The organism is Bradyrhizobium sp. NC92 (assembly GCF_025200865.1).
Classification (GTDB): domain Bacteria; phylum Pseudomonadota; class Alphaproteobacteria; order Rhizobiales; family Xanthobacteraceae; genus Bradyrhizobium.
This window is the reverse complement of the sequence record NZ_CP104171.1, coordinates 6,083,753-6,104,212: the sequence shown is the minus strand read 5'-3', so window position 1 is coordinate 6,104,212 and position 20,460 is coordinate 6,083,753. Positions and strand designations below refer to the sequence as shown.

At 63.7% G+C, this 20,460-nt stretch carries 22 protein-coding genes; 15 read left to right on the top strand and 7 right to left on the bottom strand.

Annotation, left to right across the window (positions count from 1 at the left end):
- Nucleotides 1–14: 14 nt before the first annotated feature.
- The 6 genes from N2602_RS28850 to aroQ are packed head-to-tail and all read left to right on the top strand — an operon-like array spanning nucleotide 15 to nucleotide 4,403.
- The gene (locus N2602_RS28850) at nucleotides 15–869 is read left to right on the top strand and encodes a shikimate dehydrogenase (protein ID WP_172785621.1); all 855 of its coding nucleotides are present in this window, start codon (nucleotides 15–17) and stop codon (nucleotides 867–869) included.
- Between the two features lie 51 nt (nucleotides 870–920).
- Nucleotides 921–1,589 (top strand): amino acid ABC transporter permease, encoded by a 669-nt coding sequence (locus tag N2602_RS28845; RefSeq protein ID WP_172785620.1) that lies wholly within the window; start codon nucleotides 921–923, stop codon nucleotides 1,587–1,589.
- A gap of 11 nt (nucleotides 1,590–1,600) precedes the next feature.
- Complete coding sequence (locus N2602_RS28840) at nucleotides 1,601–2,257, top strand: amino acid ABC transporter permease (protein WP_172785619.1); 657 nt, start codon at nucleotides 1,601–1,603, stop codon at nucleotides 2,255–2,257.
- Nucleotides 2,258–2,308: 51 nt separating this feature from the next.
- Nucleotides 2,309–3,136 carry a transporter substrate-binding domain-containing protein gene (locus N2602_RS28835; protein ID WP_172785618.1) on the top strand — a complete coding sequence of 276 codons (828 nt, stop codon included), beginning with the start codon at nucleotides 2,309–2,311 and terminating at the stop codon, nucleotides 3,134–3,136.
- Nucleotides 3,137–3,193: 57 nt separating this feature from the next.
- Complete coding sequence (locus tag N2602_RS28830; protein WP_246570748.1) at nucleotides 3,194–3,940, top strand: amino acid ABC transporter ATP-binding protein; 747 nt, start codon at nucleotides 3,194–3,196, stop codon at nucleotides 3,938–3,940.
- Nucleotides 3,941–3,953: 13 nt separating this feature from the next.
- A complete protein-coding gene (gene aroQ / locus N2602_RS28825; RefSeq protein ID WP_260380184.1) occupies nucleotides 3,954–4,403 on the top strand; it encodes a type II 3-dehydroquinate dehydratase in 450 nt (149 codons plus the stop codon).
- Nucleotides 4,404–4,504: 101 nt separating this feature from the next.
- On the opposite strand, the gene N2602_RS28820 is transcribed toward aroQ, so the two are convergent.
- The gene (locus N2602_RS28820; protein WP_260380183.1) at nucleotides 4,505–5,389 is read right to left on the bottom strand and encodes a LysR family transcriptional regulator; all 885 of its coding nucleotides are present in this window, start codon (nucleotides 5,387–5,389) and stop codon (nucleotides 4,505–4,507) included.
- 136 nt (nucleotides 5,390–5,525) lie between these two features.
- On the opposite strand from N2602_RS28820, the gene N2602_RS28815 reads away from it, so the two are divergent.
- The 4 genes from N2602_RS28815 to N2602_RS28800 all read left to right on the top strand — a co-directional run bounded on the left by N2602_RS28815 (nucleotide 5,526) and on the right by N2602_RS28800 (nucleotide 10,267).
- Nucleotides 5,526–7,196: an MFS transporter gene (locus N2602_RS28815; RefSeq protein ID WP_260380182.1), complete on the top strand. Its 1,671-nt coding sequence runs from the start codon at nucleotides 5,526–5,528 to the stop codon at nucleotides 7,194–7,196.
- Between the two features lie 43 nt (nucleotides 7,197–7,239).
- Entirely contained in the window at nucleotides 7,240–8,112 is an 873-nt protein-coding gene (locus N2602_RS28810; RefSeq protein ID WP_260380181.1) for an MBL fold metallo-hydrolase, read from the top strand.
- 17 nt (nucleotides 8,113–8,129) lie between these two features.
- Nucleotides 8,130–9,101: an alpha/beta hydrolase gene (locus N2602_RS28805; RefSeq protein WP_172785612.1), complete on the top strand. Its 972-nt coding sequence runs from the start codon at nucleotides 8,130–8,132 to the stop codon at nucleotides 9,099–9,101.
- A gap of 308 nt (nucleotides 9,102–9,409) precedes the next feature.
- A complete protein-coding gene (locus N2602_RS28800) occupies nucleotides 9,410–10,267 on the top strand; it encodes an SDR family oxidoreductase (protein WP_172785611.1) in 858 nt (285 codons plus the stop codon).
- Between the two features lie 78 nt (nucleotides 10,268–10,345).
- Here N2602_RS28800 and N2602_RS28795 read toward each other — a convergent pair whose 3' ends face one another.
- A complete protein-coding gene (locus tag N2602_RS28795) occupies nucleotides 10,346–10,861 on the bottom strand; it encodes a ferritin-like domain-containing protein (RefSeq protein ID WP_212255231.1) in 516 nt (171 codons plus the stop codon).
- A gap of 87 nt (nucleotides 10,862–10,948) precedes the next feature.
- Here N2602_RS28795 and N2602_RS28790 point away from each other — a divergent pair, with 87 nt between their 5' ends.
- The 5 genes from N2602_RS28790 (at nucleotide 10,949) to msrA (ending at nucleotide 15,030) form a co-directional block, all read left to right on the top strand.
- Nucleotides 10,949–11,143, top strand: coding sequence for a hypothetical protein (locus N2602_RS28790; protein WP_172785609.1), 195 nt, complete (start codon nucleotides 10,949–10,951; stop codon nucleotides 11,141–11,143).
- A 134-nt stretch (nucleotides 11,144–11,277) separates the two neighbouring features.
- The gene (locus N2602_RS28785; RefSeq protein ID WP_260380180.1) at nucleotides 11,278–11,451 is read left to right on the top strand and encodes a hypothetical protein; all 174 of its coding nucleotides are present in this window, start codon (nucleotides 11,278–11,280) and stop codon (nucleotides 11,449–11,451) included.
- A gap of 170 nt (nucleotides 11,452–11,621) precedes the next feature.
- On the top strand, nucleotides 11,622–13,943 hold the full coding sequence (locus N2602_RS28780) for a molybdopterin guanine dinucleotide-containing S/N-oxide reductase (protein WP_260380179.1): 2,322 nt from the start codon (nucleotides 11,622–11,624) through the stop codon (nucleotides 13,941–13,943).
- A gap of 19 nt (nucleotides 13,944–13,962) precedes the next feature.
- Complete coding sequence (locus N2602_RS28775; protein WP_172785607.1) at nucleotides 13,963–14,385, top strand: OsmC family protein; 423 nt, start codon at nucleotides 13,963–13,965, stop codon at nucleotides 14,383–14,385.
- Nucleotides 14,386–14,514: 129 nt separating this feature from the next.
- The gene (gene msrA, locus N2602_RS28770; RefSeq protein ID WP_172785606.1) at nucleotides 14,515–15,030 is read left to right on the top strand and encodes a peptide-methionine (S)-S-oxide reductase MsrA; all 516 of its coding nucleotides are present in this window, start codon (nucleotides 14,515–14,517) and stop codon (nucleotides 15,028–15,030) included.
- Here msrA and N2602_RS28765 read toward each other — a convergent pair.
- From N2602_RS28765 to N2602_RS28745, 5 genes are all read right to left on the bottom strand, one after another.
- Nucleotides 15,027–16,178 (bottom strand): MFS transporter, encoded by a 1,152-nt coding sequence (locus N2602_RS28765; protein WP_260380178.1) that lies wholly within the window; start codon nucleotides 16,176–16,178, stop codon nucleotides 15,027–15,029. The two genes, msrA and N2602_RS28765, sit on opposite strands and share 4 nt — an antisense overlap.
- 467 nt (nucleotides 16,179–16,645) lie before the next feature.
- Entirely contained in the window at nucleotides 16,646–17,872 is a 1,227-nt protein-coding gene (locus N2602_RS28760) for a Zn-dependent hydrolase (RefSeq protein WP_260380177.1), read from the bottom strand.
- Entirely contained in the window at nucleotides 17,865–18,650 is a 786-nt protein-coding gene (locus N2602_RS28755) for an ABC transporter ATP-binding protein (RefSeq protein WP_260380176.1), read from the bottom strand. The genes N2602_RS28760 and N2602_RS28755 overlap by 8 nt, the downstream gene beginning before the upstream one ends.
- Nucleotides 18,647–19,420 carry an ABC transporter permease gene (locus N2602_RS28750; protein ID WP_172785602.1) on the bottom strand — a complete coding sequence of 258 codons (774 nt, stop codon included), beginning with the start codon at nucleotides 19,418–19,420 and terminating at the stop codon, nucleotides 18,647–18,649. Before N2602_RS28750 ends, N2602_RS28755 begins: the two co-directional genes overlap by 4 nt.
- Nucleotides 19,421–19,481: 61 nt before the next feature.
- Nucleotides 19,482–20,426, bottom strand: a complete 945-nt coding sequence (locus N2602_RS28745; RefSeq protein WP_260380175.1) for an ABC transporter substrate-binding protein — start codon at nucleotides 20,424–20,426, stop codon at nucleotides 19,482–19,484.
- Nucleotides 20,427–20,460 lie beyond the last annotated feature (34 nt).

Genomic DNA, 20,460 nt, shown 5'->3' with positions numbered 1-20,460 from the left:
CGGCGATGCCGAGCATGCATCCGAAATCCAGCTTCCTCGTCGGCCTGATCGGCAGCGGCATCGCGGCGTCCCGCACCCCGCCGATGCACGAAGCGGCCGCTGATGCCGCGGGCATCCGCTATCTCTACAAGAAGATCGACCTGACGGAGCTGAAACTCGGTGCAGAAGCGCTGCCGGAATTGCTCACGGCGGCAAAGTGGATGGGCTTTGACGGGCTGAACGTGACCCATCCCTGCAAGCAGGCGATTCTCCCGCTCCTGGACGAGCTTGCGCCGGACGCCGAGGCTCTTGGTGCCGTGAACACCGTGGTCATCAGGGACGGTCGAATGAGCGGCCACAACACCGATTGGTTCGGCTTCGCGGAGAACTTTCGCCGCAACATGCAAGGTGCGCCGCTCGGCCGCGTCGTCCAATTCGGCGCGGGCGGTGCGGGCGCAGCGGTCGCGTTCGCGCTGATGAAGCTCGGCGTGCGGGAATTGACCATTGTCGACGTCGACGTGGCCAAGGCGCAGAGCCTGGCCGACAGCTTGTCCCCGCGATTTGCAGAAGGGCGCTTGCGGGCCGGCCAGGATGTTGCAGCGGCCGTGGCTGCCGCAGACGGAATTGTCAACGCGACGCCGATCGGCATGGACAAATATCCGGGCACGCCGCTGCCGACTTCCCTGCTGCGTCCCGATCTATGGGTCGCTGAGATCGTCTATTTCCCGCTGGAAACCGCATTGCTGCGCGCGGCGCGCGCCTTCGGCTGCCGCACCGTCGACGGCGGTGGCATGGCGATCTTCCAGGGCACCGAAGCATTCCGCCTGTTCACGGGCATCTCACCTGATCCGGACGTCTTCTTCGCGACCTTTGCATCCCTGGGAGGGTGACACCCGGCCGATGGGCGAGCGGCACGTACAACGCCCGAGAGGAAACGCAAGATGGGCTATACGCTCGATTTCTCGGTGGTTTGGCATGCCATGCCCGCGCTGCTGTGGGGGTGCGTGGGTACGCTGGGCCTGGCGCTTGCCGGCATGACACTCGCAATGTTGATCGGTGTCGCCGGCGTCGCGGCACGCGATTCGAAGGCGGCCTGGTTGCGTGCTCTCGTGATCGGCTTCGTCGAGATCGTGCGCAATACGCCGTTTCTGGTGCAGATCTTCTTTCTGTTCTTTGCCCTGCCGCTCGTCGGATTGAAGCTCAATCCGACAGTCACCGCCATCATCGCGCTCGGCGTCAATGGCGGCGCGTACGCCATCGAGATCATCCGCGGCGGGGTGCAATCCATCCATAAGGGACAGGTCGAGGCCGGCTACGCGCTGGGACTGCACAAAGGGCAGGTGTTCCGGTTCATCGTGCTCAAGCCCGCGCTTCGCGCGATCTACCCCTCGCTTACGGGCCAGTTCATCATGCTGACGCTGACCTCGTCGATCTGTTCGGCGGTATCGGCCTACGAATTGACGTCGGTTGCGCAGCGCATCGAAAGCGACACGTTCCGCAGCTTCGAGGTCTACTTCTCCGTCACCTTCCTCTACCTCGCGATCTCCTGGCTGTTGATGTTGGGCTTTGCGATCATCTCTCACCGCTTCTTCTCATATCCGACACGCTGAGGGAGGCGATCATGACACCGCATTTTGGCCTTCCCGAGTTCGGCTTCCTGCTGCGTGGTCTGCAATGGACCGTGCTGCTGACGCTGGTCGCGTTCGTGGGTGGCTGCACGGCGGGGCTCGCTATCGCTTTGCTGCGCACCTGCGGCCACAGGGGCGTGGAGTGGATGACCCGCATCTATATCGGGATATTCCAGGGCACGCCGCTGCTGCTGCAGCTCTTCGTCGTGTATTACGGATTGGCGCTGACCGGCTTGAAGCTCGACGCGTTCGTAGCGGTGGCGATCGGTTTTACCGTAAATGCCTCCGCCTTCCTCGGCGAGATCTGGCGCGGAGCGATCCAGGCCGTGCCGCGTGGCCAGACCGAGGCAGCGATGGCGCTTGGTCTGCACTATTCGTCGCGCATGCGCGACATCGTGCTGCCGCAGGCGATCCGCATCTCGCTGCCGGCGACCATCGGCTATCTCGTGCAGCTCATCAAGGGCACCTCGCTCGCTGCCATCGTCGGCTTCATCGAACTCGCTCGCGCCGGCCAAATCGTATCGAACCAGACCTTCCAGCCGTTGCTCGTCTTCGGCGTGGTCGGCGCAATGTATTTCATCCTCTGCTGGCCACTCTCGTGGTGGGGCAGCCGGATGGAAGCCAGGCTCGCCCTGGCCAGTCAAAGGTAGGAATGGCGCACCTGCTCAATCAATACAGCCACTACAAGGAGGAGGAATTTCATGTTGTTTTCACTCAATCGTCGCCGGCTCGGCGTTGCGCTTTTGACTCTGGGGGCCATCGCTGTCGCAGGCGAATCGCAGGCGGGCACTCTGGAAGACGTGAAGAAGAAGGGCGTCGTCGTCATCGGCATTCAGGGCGACAATCCACCGTGGGGCTATGTGGATAGCTCGGGAAAGCAGGATGGCATCGATGCCGACATGGGGCGTGCCTTCGCTGAATATCTCGGCGTGAAAGCCGAGTTCGTCCCGCTGGCGGTGGCCAATCGTATTCCGGCGCTGACCACGGGCCGCGTCGACATTCTCTTCGCAACTATGGCCATGCTGCCCGAGCGCGCGAAAGCGGTGCAGTATTCCAAGCCCTACGTCGCCAACGAGATCACGCTGGTCGCCGCCCAGGCAACGCCGATCAACAGCAATGCCGACATGAGGAAGTTCGTCATCGGCGTTCCCAGGTCGTCCACGCAGGATACTCAGGTGACCAACAACGCGCCGTCCGGGACCGAGATCCGCAGGTTCGACGATGATGCCGCCACCATCCAGGCACTGCTCTCCGGCCAGGTCCAGGCAGTCGGCGCGAACCTGTTTTATCCGCAGCGCCTCAACGCCGCAAAGCCGGAACTCGGCTTCGAGCCCAAGCTTCACTTCACCGCCTTGTACAACGGCGCTTGCACCCGCCTGGGCGACAAGGAATGGAACGAGACGGCCAACAAGTTCATCGACCAGATCAAGTCGAACGGCAAGTTGGCCGCTTTCTACGCCAAATGGATGAAGGTCCCGGTCCCGGTCTTTCCGGACTCTGTCCCCGGCGTTCCCTTCACCGTCCAATAGGCACTGCGAGCGGCCGAGGCGATCCGCGCCGGCCGCCGCCCAACGGCGGAGACCAGCATGCAGGACCAGATCCTGATTGAAATGAAGGGCGTCCAGAAGTGGTACGGCGGGTACCAAGCTCTCCGCGACGTCGATCTCACCGTGCGCAGAGGTGAAAAGATCGTGCTCTGCGGTCCGTCCGGTTCAGGCAAGTCGACGCTGATCCGCTGTATCAACCGCCTGGAGCCGATCCAGCAAGGCAGTATCGTGGTGAACGGCCATCGGCTGGACGACAGCATCAAGGCAATCGATGTCGTACGTCAGGACGTCGGCATGGTCTTTCAGAGCTTCAACCTTTTTCCGCATATGACGGTGTTGCAGAACTGTATGCTCGCGCCCATCCGCGCGCGCCGGATCAGCAAGACCGAGGCGGAGGCGACCGCGCGAAAATACCTCGAGCGCGTGCGCATCGGTGACCAGGCCGAGAAATATCCGGCTCAGCTTTCCGGCGGTCAGCAACAGCGCGTCGCGATCGCGCGGGCGCTCTGCATGCAGCCGAAGGTGATGCTGTTTGACGAGCCGACCTCGGCGCTCGACCCTGAGATGGTCAAGGAGGTGCTCGATACGATGATAGGCCTGGCCAATGATGGCATGACCATGATCTGCGTCACCCACGAGATGGGCTTCGCCCGCCAGGTTGCCGATCGCGTCATCTTCATGGCTGAAGGTCAGATCATCGAGGAAGGCGCGCCCGACGCCTTCTTCCGCAATCCTCAGCATGCCCGCACCAAGCAGTTCCTCGGCGAGATCCTTGCCCATCATTGAACGGAGTTATCTCATGAGTCGTCTTGTCTACGTCCTGAACGGGCCAAATCTGAACCTGCTCGGCAAGCGCCAGCCCCACATCTACGGTCACGAGACGCTTGCGGACGTGGAGCGCGATTGCCGAACGCTGGCCGGGGAGCTTGGCCTGGAGATTCGCTTCCATCAATCCAACAGGGAGTACGAGCTGATCGACTGGATCCACGAGGCGCGCGAGACGGCTGCCGGTATCGTGATGAATCCGGCGGCGTTCACCCATACGTCGGTCGCCATCCTGGATGCCTTGAATACGTTCGAGGGGACAGTGATCGAGGTGCACATTTCCAACGTGCACAAGCGCGAGGAATTCCGCCACCACTCGTTCGTCTCTAAACGAGCCGATGGGGTCATCGCAGGGTTCGGCACTCAGGGTTATCTGCTTGGCTTGCGTCGTGTGGCCAAGCTGCTTAATGAGAAGAAGGGTTAGCATCGGATGGCGGCGCGCGTCCGCCTGACGGTGATGGGAGCGGGTGAAGAGACAGCGGTGATCCTCCTGGACTTCGCCTCCGGCGTGTTCAGTTCTCGTCGTCAGGTGGCGCAGGCCTTGAGTTGCTGCCGAAGCCATTGATGGCCGCGATCGTTGTCGAATCTGGCGTGCCAAGTGGCGTGCAGCGTAAAGGGCCTCGTATCGAAGGGCAGGGGCAGAGATTGCAAGACGTCCTGGTAGCGGCTGAGAAAGCGCTGCGGAAGTGTGCAGACGAGGTCGGTCGACTGCAGCAATAGCGGCACGACGCTGTAGTGCTGAACCGACACAGCGACGCGGCGCGTCAACCCGTCCTTCGCCAGGACATCGTCGATGAAGCCGCGAAAGCCGCCGCCTTCTCCCGAAACGATGACATGCTCCAGGCGCGAATACTCCTTCATCGTGGGCCGTCGCGACCCGCGCGGATGATCCTTGCGCTGGGCCATCATGAATCGTTCTTCGAGCAGCGGCTGGGACGGCATTCCGTTTGGTGCTGCATTTTTGGAAACCAGTGCGACATCCAGATCTCCCGCCTCGAGCTGGCCGGCCAATTTCGTCAAATCGATCGACCGGAAAGCGAACCGGATGCCCGACATGCCGTCCCGCCGCGAGAATGAGACCAGCCGCGATCCGACAATGGCGGTTGCGTTGTCGTTCGCGCCGATCGTGAAGGTGCGATCCGATGTCTTCGGGTCGAAACCAGACGGTACGCCGATAACGTCTTGTACATTCTGAAGCGCGAGCCGCAGGGGCTCCCTGAGCTCGCTTGCCCGCGGGGTGAGAACCATGCCTTTCCCCGATGCGGCAGGCGTCAGCAACTGATCCTCGAATAGATCGCGCAGCCTCGCCAGCTGGGCGGAGAGTGCCGGTTGACTGATGCCGAGCCGCGCTGCCGCACGGGTGATGTTCCGCTCATCGAGCATCACCGTGAGCGACACGAGCAGCGGCATATCATGCCCCCTGATATTCATCAGGATTATACCCCCTATCTCATCTATCGATTTCAGATATCACACGGCAGCGGTCATCAACGCAAGCCGGGTCATATGTGCCGCGAAAGCGGACAAGACAGCTGCGGGGGTACTGATGAGGAATCTACCAAACGCCGGTCCTGGTGCGGCAGAGCCCACCATCGAGTTGCAGCGAAGGGTCATGATCGCGGCGACCGTCGGTACGGTCATCGAGTGGTACGATTTCTTCATGTATATCTCGGTGGCTTCGGCCATCTCGGTCAACTTCTTCTCGGGCGACAACCCGGTTTGGGCCAACGTCTTCGCGCTTCTCACCTTCGGCACCGGGTATCTCGTTCGGCCGTTTGGAGCGCTGGTGTTCGGCCGCATCGGCGACATGATCGGACGCAAGCAAACCTTTCTCACCACGATCCTGATGATGGGATTTGCAACCGTTGCGGTCGGCCTGGTGCCGAGCTATGCGTCGATCGGCCTGTGGGCGCCCTCGATCTTGATCTTGCTGCGAATGATCCAGGGATTGGCGCTCGGCGGTGAGTATGGCGGTGCCGCGACCTACATCGCAGAGCATGCCCCGCAGGGTCGCCGCGGCTGGCTGACGTCCTGGCTGCAAACCTCTGCACCGATCGGCTTCGTTCTCTCGATGCTCTCCGTGTATCTCATGCGCGCCAGCATGACGCCCGAGGCCTTCAATGACTGGGGCTGGCGCATCCTGTTCATCAGCTCGGTGTTGCCGCTCGCGATCTCGGTCTGGATTCGGTTGAAGCTGCAGGAATCGCCGCTCTTCCTCAAGATGAAGAATGAGGGGACGCTCTCCAAGTCTCCGATCTCCGACACGCTCCGGGCGTGGCCGAATCTGAAGCGCGTGCTGATTGCGATGTTTGCGATGGTGGTCCCCCAGAGCGTGCTGCTGGTCGGTGCTCAGATCTATTCTCTGGTGTTTCTCACCGGCACGGCCAAGGTCGATCCGCAGATCGCGAGTCTCCTGGTCGGTGCGGCCCTGATGCTGACGCTGCCGGTGATGATTTTCTTCGGCTGGCTGAGTGATCGCTACGGCACCAAGATATTCATCCTGGCTGCCTGCGTCATTGGCACCTTCACCTACCTTCCCCTCTACAAGGCGCTCACCTTCTATGCCAACCCCGCGCTGTATACGGCGCAAGCCGTCGTCCCTGTCACCGTTGCAGCCGATGCATCGGAGTGTTCCTTCCAATTCAATCCGGTCGGGACGGCGAAATTCACCACGGGGTGCGACATCGCCAAGAACGCCTTGATACGGTTCGGCGCACCTCATTCCACCAGGTCCGAAGCAAAAGGCGCGGTCGCGACGGTTTTCGTCGGCGCCAGGGCCATTCCGGTTGCCACGGCAGGGCAGGCTCCGGACGTCGCGGCGTTCACCGGCAAGCTGAAGCTCGCGCTCGAGGAGGCCGGATATCCGAACCGTGCCGATCCAGGTGCGATGAACTTCGGCATGATCATCCTGGTGCTGGCGGCGCTGAGCACGGTCGCGGGCATGATCTTTGGTCCGCTGGCATCGGCGATGACCGATCTGTTTCCGCCCCAGGTGCGCTACACGTCGGTCTCGTTCAGCTATCACGTGGGCAACGGCTATTTCGGTGGCCTCTTGCCGGCGATTGCCGCGGCCTTCCAGATTGCGAGCGGCGATATATACGCTGGCCTGTACTACGTGATGGTCGTTTCGGCGATCTCGTTCTTTCTCGGCTTGTTCTGGCTTCGATCCGGGCCGGCAGCGGCCAAGGTCCAGTCAGTCGCGACGGCGGCGGCGTAGCGGTCGCGTTTCAACCTGCACAATGCAAGAAAGTCTGTTTCAAATGACCGCAGTGCACGCGATCGGCAACGTTGCCATTCGTCAGGTTATCGAAATGCGAGGTCCGGGTTTCACCCCGGACTTCCTCTTCCCGAATTGGGATCCGTGGGTTCTGGAGACGCACCGAGCGCTGATGATACCGGATTGCTTCGACGAGGCGGAGGGCCGCTTCATCGCCAGCATCCACACCTGGGTTCTGAAGACGCGGCACCACACGATTCTGATTGACAGTTGCGCGGGTAACGACAAGGACCGTCCGATGCTGCCGCGCTTTCATCAGCTGAATCTGCCCTTCCTCGACCGGCTGGCGGAAGCGGGCATCTCACCCGAACAGGTCGATTATGTCTGCTGTACCCACCTGCACGCCGATCATTGCGGCTGGAACACGCGACTCCTCAACGGCCGCTGGGTGCCGACGTTCCCGAATGCCAAGTACGTCTTCTCCAAGGCCGAGTACGATCATTGGTCCGGCCCGGCTGGCAAGGAAGGATTCAGCGCCGGCGTATTCGAGGACAGCGTTCTTCCTGTCATCCAGAGCGGACAGGCTGAAATCGTCGATGGCGAGGCCGCGATCGGAGATGGTCTTACGTTCCATCCAACCCCGGGGCACAGCCCTGGTCACGTCGCTGTCCAGCTCTCCGACCAGGGACAGAAGGCGCTCTTCAGCGGCGATATCATGCATCAGCCGCTTCAGATCTATCGTCCGGACTGGAATAGCGCGTTCTGTGAGCACGGCGAGCGTGCCCGCGCATCGCGCCGCTGGCTTCTCGAGCAGGCAGCGGAAGATCGAGCGACCGTATTCACGGCTCATTTCGCCAACACGTCGGCCGGGCGGGTCACGCGCAGCGGCGATAGGTTCGACTGGCGGTTCGTGTAACCTGAGAGGACACCGAGATGCAAAAATCGATCGCCGACAGCATCATCAGCGAAGAGATGATGATCCCGAGCGACACCTCTGGGATCGAACTCTTCGTTCGCAACAAGCGACGGTCCGACCTGGTCCGGTTTTCGGTCGAGAAGACCGTGTTGTTCGTCGCAGGATCGACCTATCCGGCGTCGACTTCGTTCGATCTTCGTCTGGATGGCGTGTCCTGGATGGATCATCTGGCCCAGCAGGGCTATGACGTCTATCTTGTCGATGTCCGTGGCTACGGCAAGTCGACCCGTCCGTCAGAAATGGAAGAACCGGCGTCCGACAATCAGCCGATCGTGCGGACGCCTGTCGCTGTGCGCGACGTTGCGAGTGCTGCTGCGTTCATCCGGTCACGGCGAAGTGTCGACAGAATCAACCTGATCGGGTGGTCGTGGGGCACGACGCTGATGTCACGCTATGCCTCGGAGAACCTGGCGCACGTCAACAAGCTCGTTCTGATCGCGCCGCAATGGCTCCGGACCACCCCGAGCGCGGCTGATTCCGGCGGACCCCTCGGCGCCTATCGCGTTGTCGAGCGATCGGCGGCCAAGAGCCGTTGGCTCAACGGCGTTCCCGATGACAAGAAGAACGCGATATTGCCGCCGGCCTGGTTCGATGTATGGGCGGAGGCAACTTTTGCCAACACGGGACTTGGGTCGGACAAGCTGCGGGCGCCGAACGGAACGGTTCAGGACAGCCGCGAATATTGGGCATCCGGCAAGCCGCTTTATGATCCTTCCTTGCTCACGATGCCGGTCCTGATCGTCCATGCCGACCTGGATCGCGACTGCCCGATGGATATGGCGCAAACGGTGTTCAGCAAGCTATCGGCAGCGCCGTATCGCCGCTGGATCGAGATCGGCGACGGCACGCACTCGGTATTCATGGAGAAAAATCGCTGGCAGGTCTTCGCTGCGGTCGACGGTTTCCTTGACGAACGAATGCCAGCGTAGGACGCACGCCGCGATGAACGCGCGAGGTGGTTTCCTCTCCAAGGCGCTCGCAAGCTTGGACTTTGGGGCTAGTCTGCTTCGAGGCGGAACCGGCCGACAAATGAGAACTTTGCAAGCATCGGTGAGCGGCATTCACCTGTTGTCGAGGCCGCTCGGAAGCAAGACGGAGTGCGGATCTGAACGACCCGCCTCACGCAAGCTGCGGGCGAACCCTGGTACGTCGCGGAGCCGGGGCACGTCTATCCTCATGCACGGCAGGAACACTTTCGGCGGCGCTCCGTTAGCGCAGCAAACGCCGGGAGTTGTCCATGATCGATTATCCAAAGCCGCCTTATCCTGCGCAGCAGCAGCCGATGCCGGGCTCGACGCGGGCCATGCAGCCGCGACCGGATCACGGCGAAGAGAGTTACAAGGGCGCCGGCCGTCTTGCTGGAAAGAAGGCCATCATCACGGGCGGCGACAGCGGCATCGGCCGCGCGGTGGCGATCGCCTATGCGCGTGAAGGCGCGGACATCGTCATCTCCTATTTGAACGAGGACGAGGATGCGGCCGAGGTCAAGGCGCTGGTGGAGCGGGAGGGACGCAAGGCCGTCCTGATCCCGGGCGATATCAGCAATCCCGAGCATTGTCGCGCCATCGTGCGTCGCACCGTCCAAGAGCTTGGCGGCATCGACATCCTCGTCAACAACGCCGCCCATCAGGCGACGTTCAAGGACATCGCAGATATCAGCGACGACGAATGGCGGCGGACGTTCGAGACCAACATCCACGCCATGTTCTATCTGGCCAAGGCTGCCGTCCCCCACATGCGGCCGGGGTCCGCGATCATCAACACGGCCTCGGTGAATTCCGACATGCCGAACCCGAGCCTTTTGGCTTACGCCACGACGAAGGGTGCCATCCAGAATTTCACCGGCGGGCTCGCGCAGATGCTGGCCGAGAAGGGCATCCGGGTCAATGCGGTGGCCCCGGGGCCGATCTGGACGCCGCTGATTCCCTCGACCATGTCGGAGGAAAGGGTCAAGAACTTCGGCAAGCAGGTGCCGATGCAGCGCGCCGGTCAGCCGGCCGAGCTCGCGACGGCCTATGTCATGCTGGCCGATCCGCTTTCGAGCTACACGTCGGGGGCGACGTTGGCCGTCACCGGTGGCAAGCCGTTCATCTGACCGGAGGTATCTGTTCGCAGCGGAGATCAGGATGGCCGCGCCGCGGGCGCCGCCATCGTCTTGCTCAGTCTGCCTCGATCACGCGGCGTTGGACGCCTTGGCGTTGACGCCTTTGCGCAGGGCCACCGTGTTGAGCTTGGTATTGGCGGCCTTCTCTTCGTTCAGATTGGTGGTGAGGAAGCGCACGATGTCGTCGTGGCCGAGCTCTTCCGCCCAGGCGATCAGCGTGCCGTACCGGCACATTTCGTAGTGCTCCACCGCCTGTGCGTTGGCGACGATCGCAGCGTCCAGCACGGCCTTGTCCTCGATCTCCCCGGCGGTCTCGTCGGCTTCCTTGATCAGGCCGTCGATGGCCGGACAATGCATGCCGCTCGGCTCCTTGCCGAGCTTGGCGAAGACCTTGTCGAGGCGCTCGACCTGCTTGTTGGTCTCTTCCAGATGCGCCTTCAGCCCGGCGACGAGATCCCTGTTGGTCGCCTTGTCGATCATCTTCGGCAGCGCTTTCAGAATCTGCTGTTCTGCGTAATAGATGTCCTGGAGCCCGTGCAGCAGCAGGTCTTCCATCGATTTGATGTCCTTGGTGAAGAATCCCATAAAAGACGTCTCCTTTTCACAATGATGGCAGTGGAACGCGGCGCGGCCGCCGCTGTTCCATTCCCGTGTGCAGATCGGGAGAGCCGAATGAGCGATGGAGTGGATCATTTTGCGGACCTGCTCGGGCGTGCGGCGATGGACGTGTGGGGCGACATGCCTCGCGACATCCAGGAAGCACTGTTCGAGACCGCGATGAAGGGCCGCGACACCGAGCGTGAGGAGCTCGCGCGATTGCTGCACGAGCGGCATCCGCGCACGCTGCATCCGGCCCGGCCAGGCTGACGCAGCGGGTTCTGGAACCAACATGCGATCTCCTGATTGGTGAATCGGGTGGCGCGCCACACGGGCTCCAATGAGCACCGCGCGGGGCGCATCGCCCGAGCCTGTCAATTTGTGAGTCGACCGTCGTGACTGAGATGAATATCGGCAAATGGTACGACCCGATTTCGGAGCGGTGGATCGTGCCTCGCCAACCCCCCACTATCGCCGCGCTTGATCGGTCGAGCGCGGAGAACGTGCCGGAGGCGAACAAGAGAGAAGAGACGCAGCGGATCTGGAATCTGCTGGTCGATTGCTGCGCACGCGGATGATGCAGCGTCGGCGCCATAACGCGCTCGATGACACTCGGGAGTGTCAACAGCCCTGAGGCTGGCTTTGCGCGGGGCAGGTCAGCGTTCCCGTCAACCCTGATCTCGACGACGTCCGGAGCGGATCGGTATATTACCACCCTTTGCCGACGCCGCCGGAACAAGGATCAGAGATGGACGATACGATTGGCTTCCCCGACCCCGGTCTTGACCTGTCGGACGGCTTCAAGCCGCACACCTCACATTGGGGCGTGTTCTCCGCGCGCCAGGGCGCGGCCGGGCTGGAGGTCAGGGCCTATGCGGGCGATCCCGATCCGAACGGTATCATCGACAATTTTCCCGGCGCGCTCCGCCACCAGGCGCGCATCGCCCAGCCGGCAATCCGCCGCGGCTGGCTCGAGCGCGGGCCGGGCCCCGACGATCGCCGCGGCCGCGACGAATTCGTCTCCGTCAGCTGGGACAAGGCGCTCGATCTCCTCGGCGACGAGCTCGGCCGCATCCGCGACGCGCGCGGCCCCGGCGCCGTGTTCGGCGGCTCCTATGGCTGGTCGAGTGCCGGGCGCTTCCATCACGCCCAGAGCCAGGTGCATCGCTTCCTCAATATCGCGATGGGCGGCTATGTGCGCTCGGTCAACACCTATTCCTCGGGTGCGTCCTCGGTGCTGCTGCCGCAGATCCTGGCCGGCTACGAGGACATCACCAAGCGCAACGTCACCTGGGAGCAGATTGCGACCGAGACGGACATCGTGCTGGCGTTCGGCGGCATGGCGCTGAAGAACTCCATGGTGGCCGGCGGCTCGATCAGCAAGCATGTCGAGCGCGGCGCCATGGCGGCGGCGCGGGCGCGCGGCTGCGAGTTCATCCTGGTCAGCCCGCTGCGTGACGATCTGCCGGTCGAGGCCGGCGCCGAATGGATGGCTTGCGTGCCCGGCACCGACACCGCGTTGATGCTCGGCATCGTCCATACGCTGGTCGGTGAGAACCTGCACGACCAGGCCTTCCTCGATCGCTACACCGAGGGCTGGCCAATCTTCCTGCGCTATCTCAACGGCGAGAGCGACGGGCAAGCCAAGCACGCCGAATGGGCCGCCGCGATCTGCGGCGTCGAGGCGGATGCGATCCGCAAGCTGGCGCGGCGTCTTGCCGGAAAGCGCGCGCTCGTCACCGTCTCCCATTCGCTGCAGCGCGCCGAGCATGGCGAGCAGCCGGTGTGGATGGGCATGGTGCTGGCGGCGGCCCTCGGCCAGATCGGCCTTCCCGGTGGCGGCTATGCCTATTCGCTGGGGGCGATCGGCTATTACGGCCGCCGCGTCAACGACGTGCCGGGGCCGACGCTGGGGCAGGGCCGCAACGGCGTTGCCGATTTCATTCCGGTGGCGCGCATCGCCGACATGCTGCTCAATCCCGGCGGCACGTATCGCTACAACGGCGAGACGCGCACCTATCCGGACATTCGTCTGGTCTACTGGGCGGGCGGCAATCCGTTCCATCACCATCAGGACATCAACCGCCTGCGCAAGGCGTTCGCGAAGGTGGACACGCTGGTCGTGCACGAGCTCGCCTGGACCGCCACCGCCCGCCACGCCGACATCGTGCTGCCTTCCACGATGACGCTGGAGCGCGAGGACATCGGCTATTCCACCAACGACCCGCTCATGGTCGCCATGCACCGGATCGCCGAGCCGTTCGGGCTGGCGCGCGACGACTACGACATCTTTGCCGATCTCGCCGAACGTCTCGGCGTGCGCGAGCCCTTCACCGAGGGACGCACGTCGCGGCAGTGGCTGGAGCATCTCTACGAGCCGACCCGCGCCTCGCTGGCGAAGCGCGGCCTGGAGGCGCCTGACTTCGACGAGTTCTGGGCGCGCGGCAGCCTGGTCGTGCCGCAGCAGCCCGACGACGGCGGCCGGCTGCGCCGCTTCCGCGAGGACCCCGTCAATCACGCTTTGCCGACGCCGAGCGGACGGATCGAGATCTTCTCGGCCAAGATCGCAGCGCACGGCGATGCGGATTGTCCGGGCCATCCGGTCTGGCTCGACAAGACCGATATTCCCAAGCGAGGTGCACCGTGCTTCCTCGTCGCCAACCAGCCGGTGACGCGCCTGCACAGCCAGCTCGATTTCGGCGGGCATTCGCTCTCCGCAAAGCTTCGCGGCCGCGAGGTCGCGCGCATGAACCTGGTCGATGCACAGGCGCGCGGCATCAAGGACGGCGACATCATCCGCCTGTTCAACGAGCGCGGCGCGTGCCTCGCCGCGGTCCACGTCACCGACGGCATCTCGCCCGGCGTGGTTCAGCTTCCGACCGGCGCGTGGTATGATCCGATGGATCCCGAAGACGAGGCGCCGCTCTGCGTTCACGGCAATCCGAACGTGCTGACCCGCGACGTCGGCACCTCGTCCCTGGCGCAGGGCTGCACCGGCCAGTTGACGACCGTCGAGGTGGAGAAGTTCACCGGCAATCTGCCGCCGATCCGCGCGTTCGATCCGGTTTAGGCAAGCAAGGAGAGCTGAGATGATCCGCAAGGCAACAGCAGTCTGGAAGGGCACTGGTCGCGATGGCACGGGCCAACTGTCGAGCGAATCCGGCGTGCTTGCCGCGACGCCCTATTCGTTCAAGACCCGCTTCGAGAACGAGAAGGGCACCAATCCCGAAGAGTTGATCGCCGCAGCCCATGCCGGCTGTTTTACCATGGCGCTTGCCTTCGGCCTCCAGATGGCGGGTTTCACGCCTGACGAGCTCTCGACCGAAGCCGCTGTCACGCTCGAGCCCGAAGGCAAGGGTTTCAAGATCAGCAAATCCGCGCTGACCCTGCGGGCGAAAGTGCCTGGTCTCGACGATGCCGGCTTCGCCCGGTTCGCCGGCGAGGCCGAGAAGAACTGCCCGGTGTCCAAGGTGCTCAACGCCGCCATCACGCTCGACGCCAAGCTGGTCTAGGGCAAGCGTTTGCTTCCGGTCCGTCCGGTCCAGGCCCGGGTGGACCCGCGTCAATGCGTGGCTTTCGGCCGGGAGGCCGAAAGCCTATATGATGCACGAGCTGTTTGGCGATCATTGGGAGCACATCACATGACGACGGAACGCGCAGTTTTGGCCGGAGGCTGCTTCTGGGGCATGCAGGATCTGATCCGCAAGCAGCCGGGCGTGATCTCCACCCGCGTCGGTTACACCGGTGGGCACGTCAAGAACGCCACCTACCGCAATCATGATGGCCATGCCGAAGCGATCGAGATCGTGTTCGATCCAGTAAGGACCAGCTTCCGGACCATGCTGGAGTTCTTCTTCCAGATCCATGATCCGACCACGCTCAACCGTCAGGGCAACGATATCGGCACGAGCTATCGCTCGGCGATCTTCTACACCAGCGAGGAGCAGAAGCGGATTGCCGAAGACACCATTGCCGACGTCGAGGCGTCCGGCCTGTGGCCCGGCAAGGTGGTGACCGAGGTCGCGCCCGCGCGCGAGTTCTGGGAAGCCGAGCCCGAGCATCAGGACTATCTCGAACGTTATCCTGACGGCTACACCTGCCACTTCATCCGGCCCGGCTGGAAACTGCCGCGGCGAGCTGCGGCGGTCGGAGGCTAAAACCCGGTCGGGCGCTGCTCCGCGGTGACGATCTGCGCCGTCAACGTGACGAGACCCATCAAGGCGGTGAGCAGCCAAAATGCCATCGGCAGTCCGCCGAGCTGTGCGACGAAGCCGACGCCTGCAGGGCCGAGCAGGACGCCTGCGTAGCCTGCTGTCGTGATCGCCGCGACCGCAAGTCCCGTGGGCATCACCTTTTGCTGCGCCGCCCGGCGGAACAGCACAGGCACGAGGTTCGAGGCGCCGAGCCCGATCAGCAGGAATCCGCCGATGGCGACCGCTGCCACGGGGGCGGTGAGCAGCACCACGAAGCCGGCGATCGCAATGAGGCTACCCCACAGCAATGTCGTGCGGTCTCCGATGCGCGCAACGACCGCGTCGCCGCCGAGCCGCCCGATCGTCATCGCGATCGAGAACACGATGTAGCCGACGCCGCCTTGCGCCTCGCTGACGAGCCCGGCGCCGATCACGAGCAGCGCGCCCCAATCGAGCATCGCGCCTTCGACCAGGAAGGTGATGGCGCCGAGCAGCGCCAGCAGCAGCACCGATCCGTGCGGCAGCACGAACAATGGGCCTTCCTGCACCTGCACCGAGCGAAGCAGGCGCGGCCAGGTTACGAGCATCGCGATCAGCATCAGCACGGAGCAGATCAGGGTACAGGCGAGTGCCCCGAGCTGCAGCGAGAGCAGCGCCGTCATCAGCGCGGATCCGGCGAAGCCGCCGATGCTGAACAGGGCGTGGAACCCGGACATCAGCGGGCGTCTCGCGGCGCGCTCCACCTCCACGGCGTGGATGTTCATGGCGACGTCGATCGAACCGAGCGCGGCGCCGAACGCAAGGAGCGCCAGCGCCAGCGACAGCGGCGAGCTTGCGATCGCCAGCAGCGGCAGCACCAGTGTGAGACCAAGCCCGCCCGCGACGATGACCGGCCTGCTGCCGTAGCGCGCGCTGAGAACGCCTGTGAGCAGCATCGCGACGACCGAGCCGATGCCGAGGCTGAGCAGGAGCAGCCCGAGAACCCCGTCGTCGACGGCGAGCCGCGCCTTCGCGAACGGCACCAGCGGTGCCCAGCACGCGATGCCGAAGCCCGCGACGAGGAACGCAAGCCGAGTGGCAAGACGGGTCGCCGGCCGATCGGCAGAAGACATGGGAACTCCGGGGAAGTACAGGCGGGACGGTGGAGAAAGCGGAGAAATGCCGCAGCTTTGTGTCGGCACCGCGTTCAGATTGTCGCAGCTCGTGCCAGCTGCGAGCAACTTGTCGCGATTGCAGGTGGCCGGTAGCCCGGATGGAGCGAGGCGTATCTGCGTGTGACAAGCTCAAATATCGTAGGGTGGGCAAAGCGCAGCGTGCCCACCATTCTCGCTTACTGCCAAGGTTGGTGGGCACGGCGCTATGCGCCTTTGCCCACCCTACGGCACTGAAAGAGCAATGTAGTTGCGTCATACTCCGTCATTGCGAGCGCAGCGAAGCAATCCAGAATCTTTCCGCGGATAGATTATGGATTGCTTCGTCGCATCTGCGCAAAATTGCTACGCAATTTTGTCGCGAGCTCCTCGCAATGACGGGCGGAGAGAGCAGACGCCAAACTCTCGGTCGCGCTCCGGACGCAGCGCTAGCCGCCGAGGATCCGCCGGCACGCCTCGACGAACACCTCTGCGCCCGTCACGATGTCGGCATCCGCCGTGTTCTCGGTCCAGTGATGGCTGATGCCGCCGATCGACGGCACGAACAGCATGCCGGCGGGCATGACGGTTGCCAGCATCTGCGCATCGTGGCCGGCGCCGCTGGGCATGCGGATGGATCGGCCGCCGGCGACGGCCTTGCTCGCGGCCTCGATCGCGTCCTGAAAGCCCGCATTCATCATCGCGGGTGCGCCGGTGCGCAGCTTCGTCACGCTGACGGTGCAGGGGCCCTTGGCACTGGCCTCGTCCGCCATGGTCCGGAGCAATTGCTCCAGCCGCGCGATGACCGTCGGGTCGTCGTCGCGGATCTGGAACAGCATCTCTGCGCCACCGGGAATGATGCTCGGCGCGCCTGGATCGAGCGTGATGCGGCCGGTGGTCCAGACCGTGCGTGGGCCGCAGGCGGCGGGGAAGCGCTCGTCGATCGCGACGCAGAACTTGGCCAGCGCCAGGCCGGCATCCTTGCGCACAGCCATGCGCGTGGTGCCGGCGTGGTTCTGCTCGCCGGTGAAATTGATCTGGTACTGCCAGATGCCGACGATGGACGTCACGACGCCGATCGCGAGGCGCCCGCTTTCGAGCGTGTCGCCCTGCTCGATATGCGCCTCGAGATAACCGACGTGCCGTCCCGGCTCGGCGGTGATGCGCGGACGCCCCGCGAGCCCCATGTCGGCAAGGGCATCGCGCATGGTGCGGCCGCTGGTGCGGTCGCGGGCGGCTTCGATGTCGGCCTCGGCCACCTGTCCGACATAGGAGCGCGAGCCGAGGAAATGACCGAAATGTCCCTCCTCGTCGCACCAGGCGGCGACCTCGACCGCGCCGTTCACGGAAGCGTCGGCGTTCAGGACGCGCGCGGCCTCGAGCGCATAGACGACGCCGAGCGGGCCATCGAGCCAGCCGGCATAATTCTGGCTTTCCAGGTGCGATCCCGCCAGCAGCTTCGGCCCGGGCTTCGTGCTCGTCCCGAAGACATTGCCGATGCCGTCGATCGTCGCGGAAAGATCGGCCTCGGGCAGCTTCTGAACGAGCCACTCCAGCGACAGCTTGTGCGGCTCGGAGAAGGTCGGCTTGTGCACGCCGGTCTTGTAGGCGCCGATGGCGCGAAGTGCATGGAGGTCGGCGAGAACGCGATGTCCCTCGGTACGAGCGTCAGGCATGTTCGGCAACCTTCAGCGCCTCGGTGCGGATCTCCTCGACCAGCCGTTCCTTGAGCTGGACGAATTCCGGCGTGGTCTTGATCTTGTAGGAGCGGGGATGCGGCAGGTCCACATGGATTTCGGCCTTGATGCGTCCGGGGCGTGCGCTCATGACGATGACGCGGCTGCCGAGGAAGATGGCTTCCTCGATGTCGTGGGTGACGAACAGCACCGTCTTCTGGTCGCGCTCCCAGATCCCGAGCAGCATCTCCTGCATCAGGGCGCGGGTCTGGTTGTCGAGCGCGCCGAAGGGCTCGTCGAGCAACAAGATCTTCGGGTCATTGGCAAGCGCGCGTGCGATCGCCGTGCGCTGCTGCATGCCGCCGGAGAGCTGCTTCGGCCAGTGATTTTCGAAGCCGGACAGTCCGACCTGGCGGATGAAGGCATCCGCGATCTTGTGTCGCTCCGCCTCGGACACGCCACGCTCGCGCAGGCCGAAGGCGATGTTCTCGCGGACCGTCAGCCAGGGGAACAGCGTGTAGGACTGGAACACCATGCCGCGATCGGCGCCCGGGCCGGTCACCTCGCGCCCGTCCAGCGTGACGCGGCCACCGGTCGGACGGTCGAGGCCCGCGACGATGCGCAGCAGCGTGGACTTGCCGCAGCCGGAGGGGCCGAGGATGGTGACGAAGTCGTTGTTGCCGATGGTGAGGTCGGTCGGCTCCAGCGCCCTGGTCGGCGCGTTGCCGTGGCGCGCGGGGAAGGTGCGCGAGACCTGGTCGATCCTAAGAATAGTCATGCGAGCTTCCAGGGAAACAGCCAGGCGTTGAACGCCTTGAACAGGAAGTCCGAGATCAGGCCGATCAATCCGATCACGATGATGCCGAAGATGATCTGGCCGGTGTTGAGCAGCGCCTGGCTGTCGGTGATCATATGACCGATGCCCGAGGACGAGCCGATCAGCTCGGCGACGATGACGTAAGTCCAGGCCCAGCCCAGCACCAGCCGCAGGATTTCTGCGATCTCCGGCGCGGAGGAGGGCAGCAGCACGCGGCGGATGATGCCGCGGTCGCTGGCGCCGAGCGTGTAGGCGGCCTCGACCAGATCGCGCCGCGTGGCGCCGACCGTCACCGCGACCATCAGGATGACCTGGAACACCGAACCGATGAAGATGACGAGCAGCTTCTGCAATTCCCCGATGCCGGCCCACAGGATCAGCAACGGGATGAAGGCGGAAGCGGGCAGATAACGTGCAAATGAGACGAACGGCTCGAGGAAGGCTTCGACCGGCTTGTAGGCGCCCATCAGCACGCCGAGCGGCACCGCAATGACGGCCGCGAGTGCAAAGCCGCCGACGACGCGCCAGATCGTCATGCCGATGTCGAACAGGAAGCCGTGCTTGGCGAGCAGCTCGAGGCCCTCCTGCACCATGGTCAGCGGATTGGCGAGGAAGGTCTTCGACACATGGCCGCCGAACGTCGCCCACGACCAGAGGGCGACGAACAGCACGAAGAACGCCAAGCCGTACGCCGCACGCTGCTTCGATGTCACGGGATCCAGGGGACGCATCAAACTGTATCCGAATGGTGCGCCGGCTCCGCCCGAGGCGGAACCGGCATCTTGGAGAACGTTACTTGATGAAGCTCGCGTCGTAGAGGTCCTCGACCTTCGGCGCGGCCTTGATGATGCCGATCTCGAGCAGCAGCTCGGCGGCCTCCTTGTTGAAGGTCAGGAAGTCGCCGGCGAAGAACATCTGGTTCGCGGCCTTGTCCTGCCAGCGCAGATATTTCGCCGAGTTGCCGAACTGCTCGCCGGTCTGCTTCACGTCGGCGCCCATGATCTCGTAGGACTTGGCCTGGTCCTTGGCGATCATCTCGATCGCCTCGAAGTAGCTGTCGGCGAGGGCCTTGGCGGCCTTGGGATTGTCGGTGAGGAACTTCGGCGTGCAGCCGAACGTGTCCATCACCATCGGATAGTCGAGCGTGGTCGCGATGATCTTGCCCTTGTCGGGCGCGGCACGCACCGTCGACAAATAGGGCTCATAGGTCATCGCGGCATCGTTCTGACCGGAGACGAAGGCCTGCGCGGCCGCAGCGGGCTCGAGGTTGACGATCGTGACGTCCTTGGTGGTGAGGCCGTTCTTCTTCAGCATCCAGGCCAGCGCGAAATAGGGCGAGGTGCCCGGCGCGGAGGCTGCGACGGTCTTGCCCTTGAGGTCCTTGATCGCGGCGACGTCGTTGCGCACGGCCATGCCGTCGGCGCCATAGCTCTTGTCGAGCTGGAAGATCTGCTTGGTCGCAACGCCGTTGGCGTTCCAGGAGATCCAGGTCTCGACCGTGGTCGCCGCGCACTGGATGTCGCCGGAGGCGATGGCGAGATGGCGGTCCTTCTGCGGAATCTTCTTGATGGTGACGTCGAGCCCGTTCTTCTTGAAGATGCCCGCCTCCTTCGCCAGCGTCAGCGGCGCGAATCCGGTCCAGCCGGAGATGCCGACGCCGACCTTGACGTCGTCGGCGAGCGCGGGAGTGGCCACCGCGAGGGCAATGATTGTCGCAAATACTTTCGAACTACGCATGATTTTCGTCCTCTTGCCGATCGATGGTTTGACG

Excerpts from the sequence above, each read along its gene's own strand:
- N2602_RS28850 (WP_172785621.1), top strand. The coding sequence starts at position 15 with ATGCATCCGAAATCCAGCTTCCTCGTCGGCCTGATCGGCAGCGGCATC.
- N2602_RS28845 (WP_172785620.1), top strand. The coding sequence starts at position 921 with ATGGGCTATACGCTCGATTTCTCGGTGGTTTGGCATGCCATGCCCGCG.
- N2602_RS28840 (WP_172785619.1), top strand. The coding sequence starts at position 1,601 with ATGACACCGCATTTTGGCCTTCCCGAGTTCGGCTTCCTGCTGCGTGGT.
- N2602_RS28835 (WP_172785618.1), top strand. The coding sequence starts at position 2,309 with ATGTTGTTTTCACTCAATCGTCGCCGGCTCGGCGTTGCGCTTTTGACT.
- N2602_RS28830 (WP_246570748.1), top strand. The coding sequence starts at position 3,194 with ATGCAGGACCAGATCCTGATTGAAATGAAGGGCGTCCAGAAGTGGTAC.
- aroQ (WP_260380184.1), top strand. The coding sequence starts at position 3,954 with ATGAGTCGTCTTGTCTACGTCCTGAACGGGCCAAATCTGAACCTGCTC.
- N2602_RS28820 (WP_260380183.1), bottom strand. The coding sequence starts at position 5,389 with ATGCCGCTGCTCGTGTCGCTCACGGTGATGCTCGATGAGCGGAACATC.
- N2602_RS28815 (WP_260380182.1), top strand. The coding sequence starts at position 5,526 with ATGAGGAATCTACCAAACGCCGGTCCTGGTGCGGCAGAGCCCACCATC.
- N2602_RS28810 (WP_260380181.1), top strand. The coding sequence starts at position 7,240 with ATGACCGCAGTGCACGCGATCGGCAACGTTGCCATTCGTCAGGTTATC.
- N2602_RS28805 (WP_172785612.1), top strand. The coding sequence starts at position 8,130 with ATGCAAAAATCGATCGCCGACAGCATCATCAGCGAAGAGATGATGATC.
- N2602_RS28800 (WP_172785611.1), top strand. The coding sequence starts at position 9,410 with ATGATCGATTATCCAAAGCCGCCTTATCCTGCGCAGCAGCAGCCGATG.
- N2602_RS28795 (WP_212255231.1), bottom strand. The coding sequence starts at position 10,861 with ATGGGATTCTTCACCAAGGACATCAAATCGATGGAAGACCTGCTGCTG.
- N2602_RS28790 (WP_172785609.1), top strand. The coding sequence starts at position 10,949 with ATGAGCGATGGAGTGGATCATTTTGCGGACCTGCTCGGGCGTGCGGCG.
- N2602_RS28785 (WP_260380180.1), top strand. The coding sequence starts at position 11,278 with ATGAATATCGGCAAATGGTACGACCCGATTTCGGAGCGGTGGATCGTG.
- N2602_RS28780 (WP_260380179.1), top strand. The coding sequence starts at position 11,622 with ATGGACGATACGATTGGCTTCCCCGACCCCGGTCTTGACCTGTCGGAC.
- N2602_RS28775 (WP_172785607.1), top strand. The coding sequence starts at position 13,963 with ATGATCCGCAAGGCAACAGCAGTCTGGAAGGGCACTGGTCGCGATGGC.
- msrA (WP_172785606.1), top strand. The coding sequence starts at position 14,515 with ATGACGACGGAACGCGCAGTTTTGGCCGGAGGCTGCTTCTGGGGCATG.
- N2602_RS28765 (WP_260380178.1), bottom strand. The coding sequence starts at position 16,178 with ATGTCTTCTGCCGATCGGCCGGCGACCCGTCTTGCCACTCGGCTTGCG.
- N2602_RS28760 (WP_260380177.1), bottom strand. The coding sequence starts at position 17,872 with ATGCCTGACGCTCGTACCGAGGGACATCGCGTTCTCGCCGACCTCCAT.
- N2602_RS28755 (WP_260380176.1), bottom strand. The coding sequence starts at position 18,650 with ATGACTATTCTTAGGATCGACCAGGTCTCGCGCACCTTCCCCGCGCGC.
- N2602_RS28750 (WP_172785602.1), bottom strand. The coding sequence starts at position 19,420 with ATGCGTCCCCTGGATCCCGTGACATCGAAGCAGCGTGCGGCGTACGGC.
- N2602_RS28745 (WP_260380175.1), bottom strand. The coding sequence starts at position 20,426 with ATGCGTAGTTCGAAAGTATTTGCGACAATCATTGCCCTCGCGGTGGCC.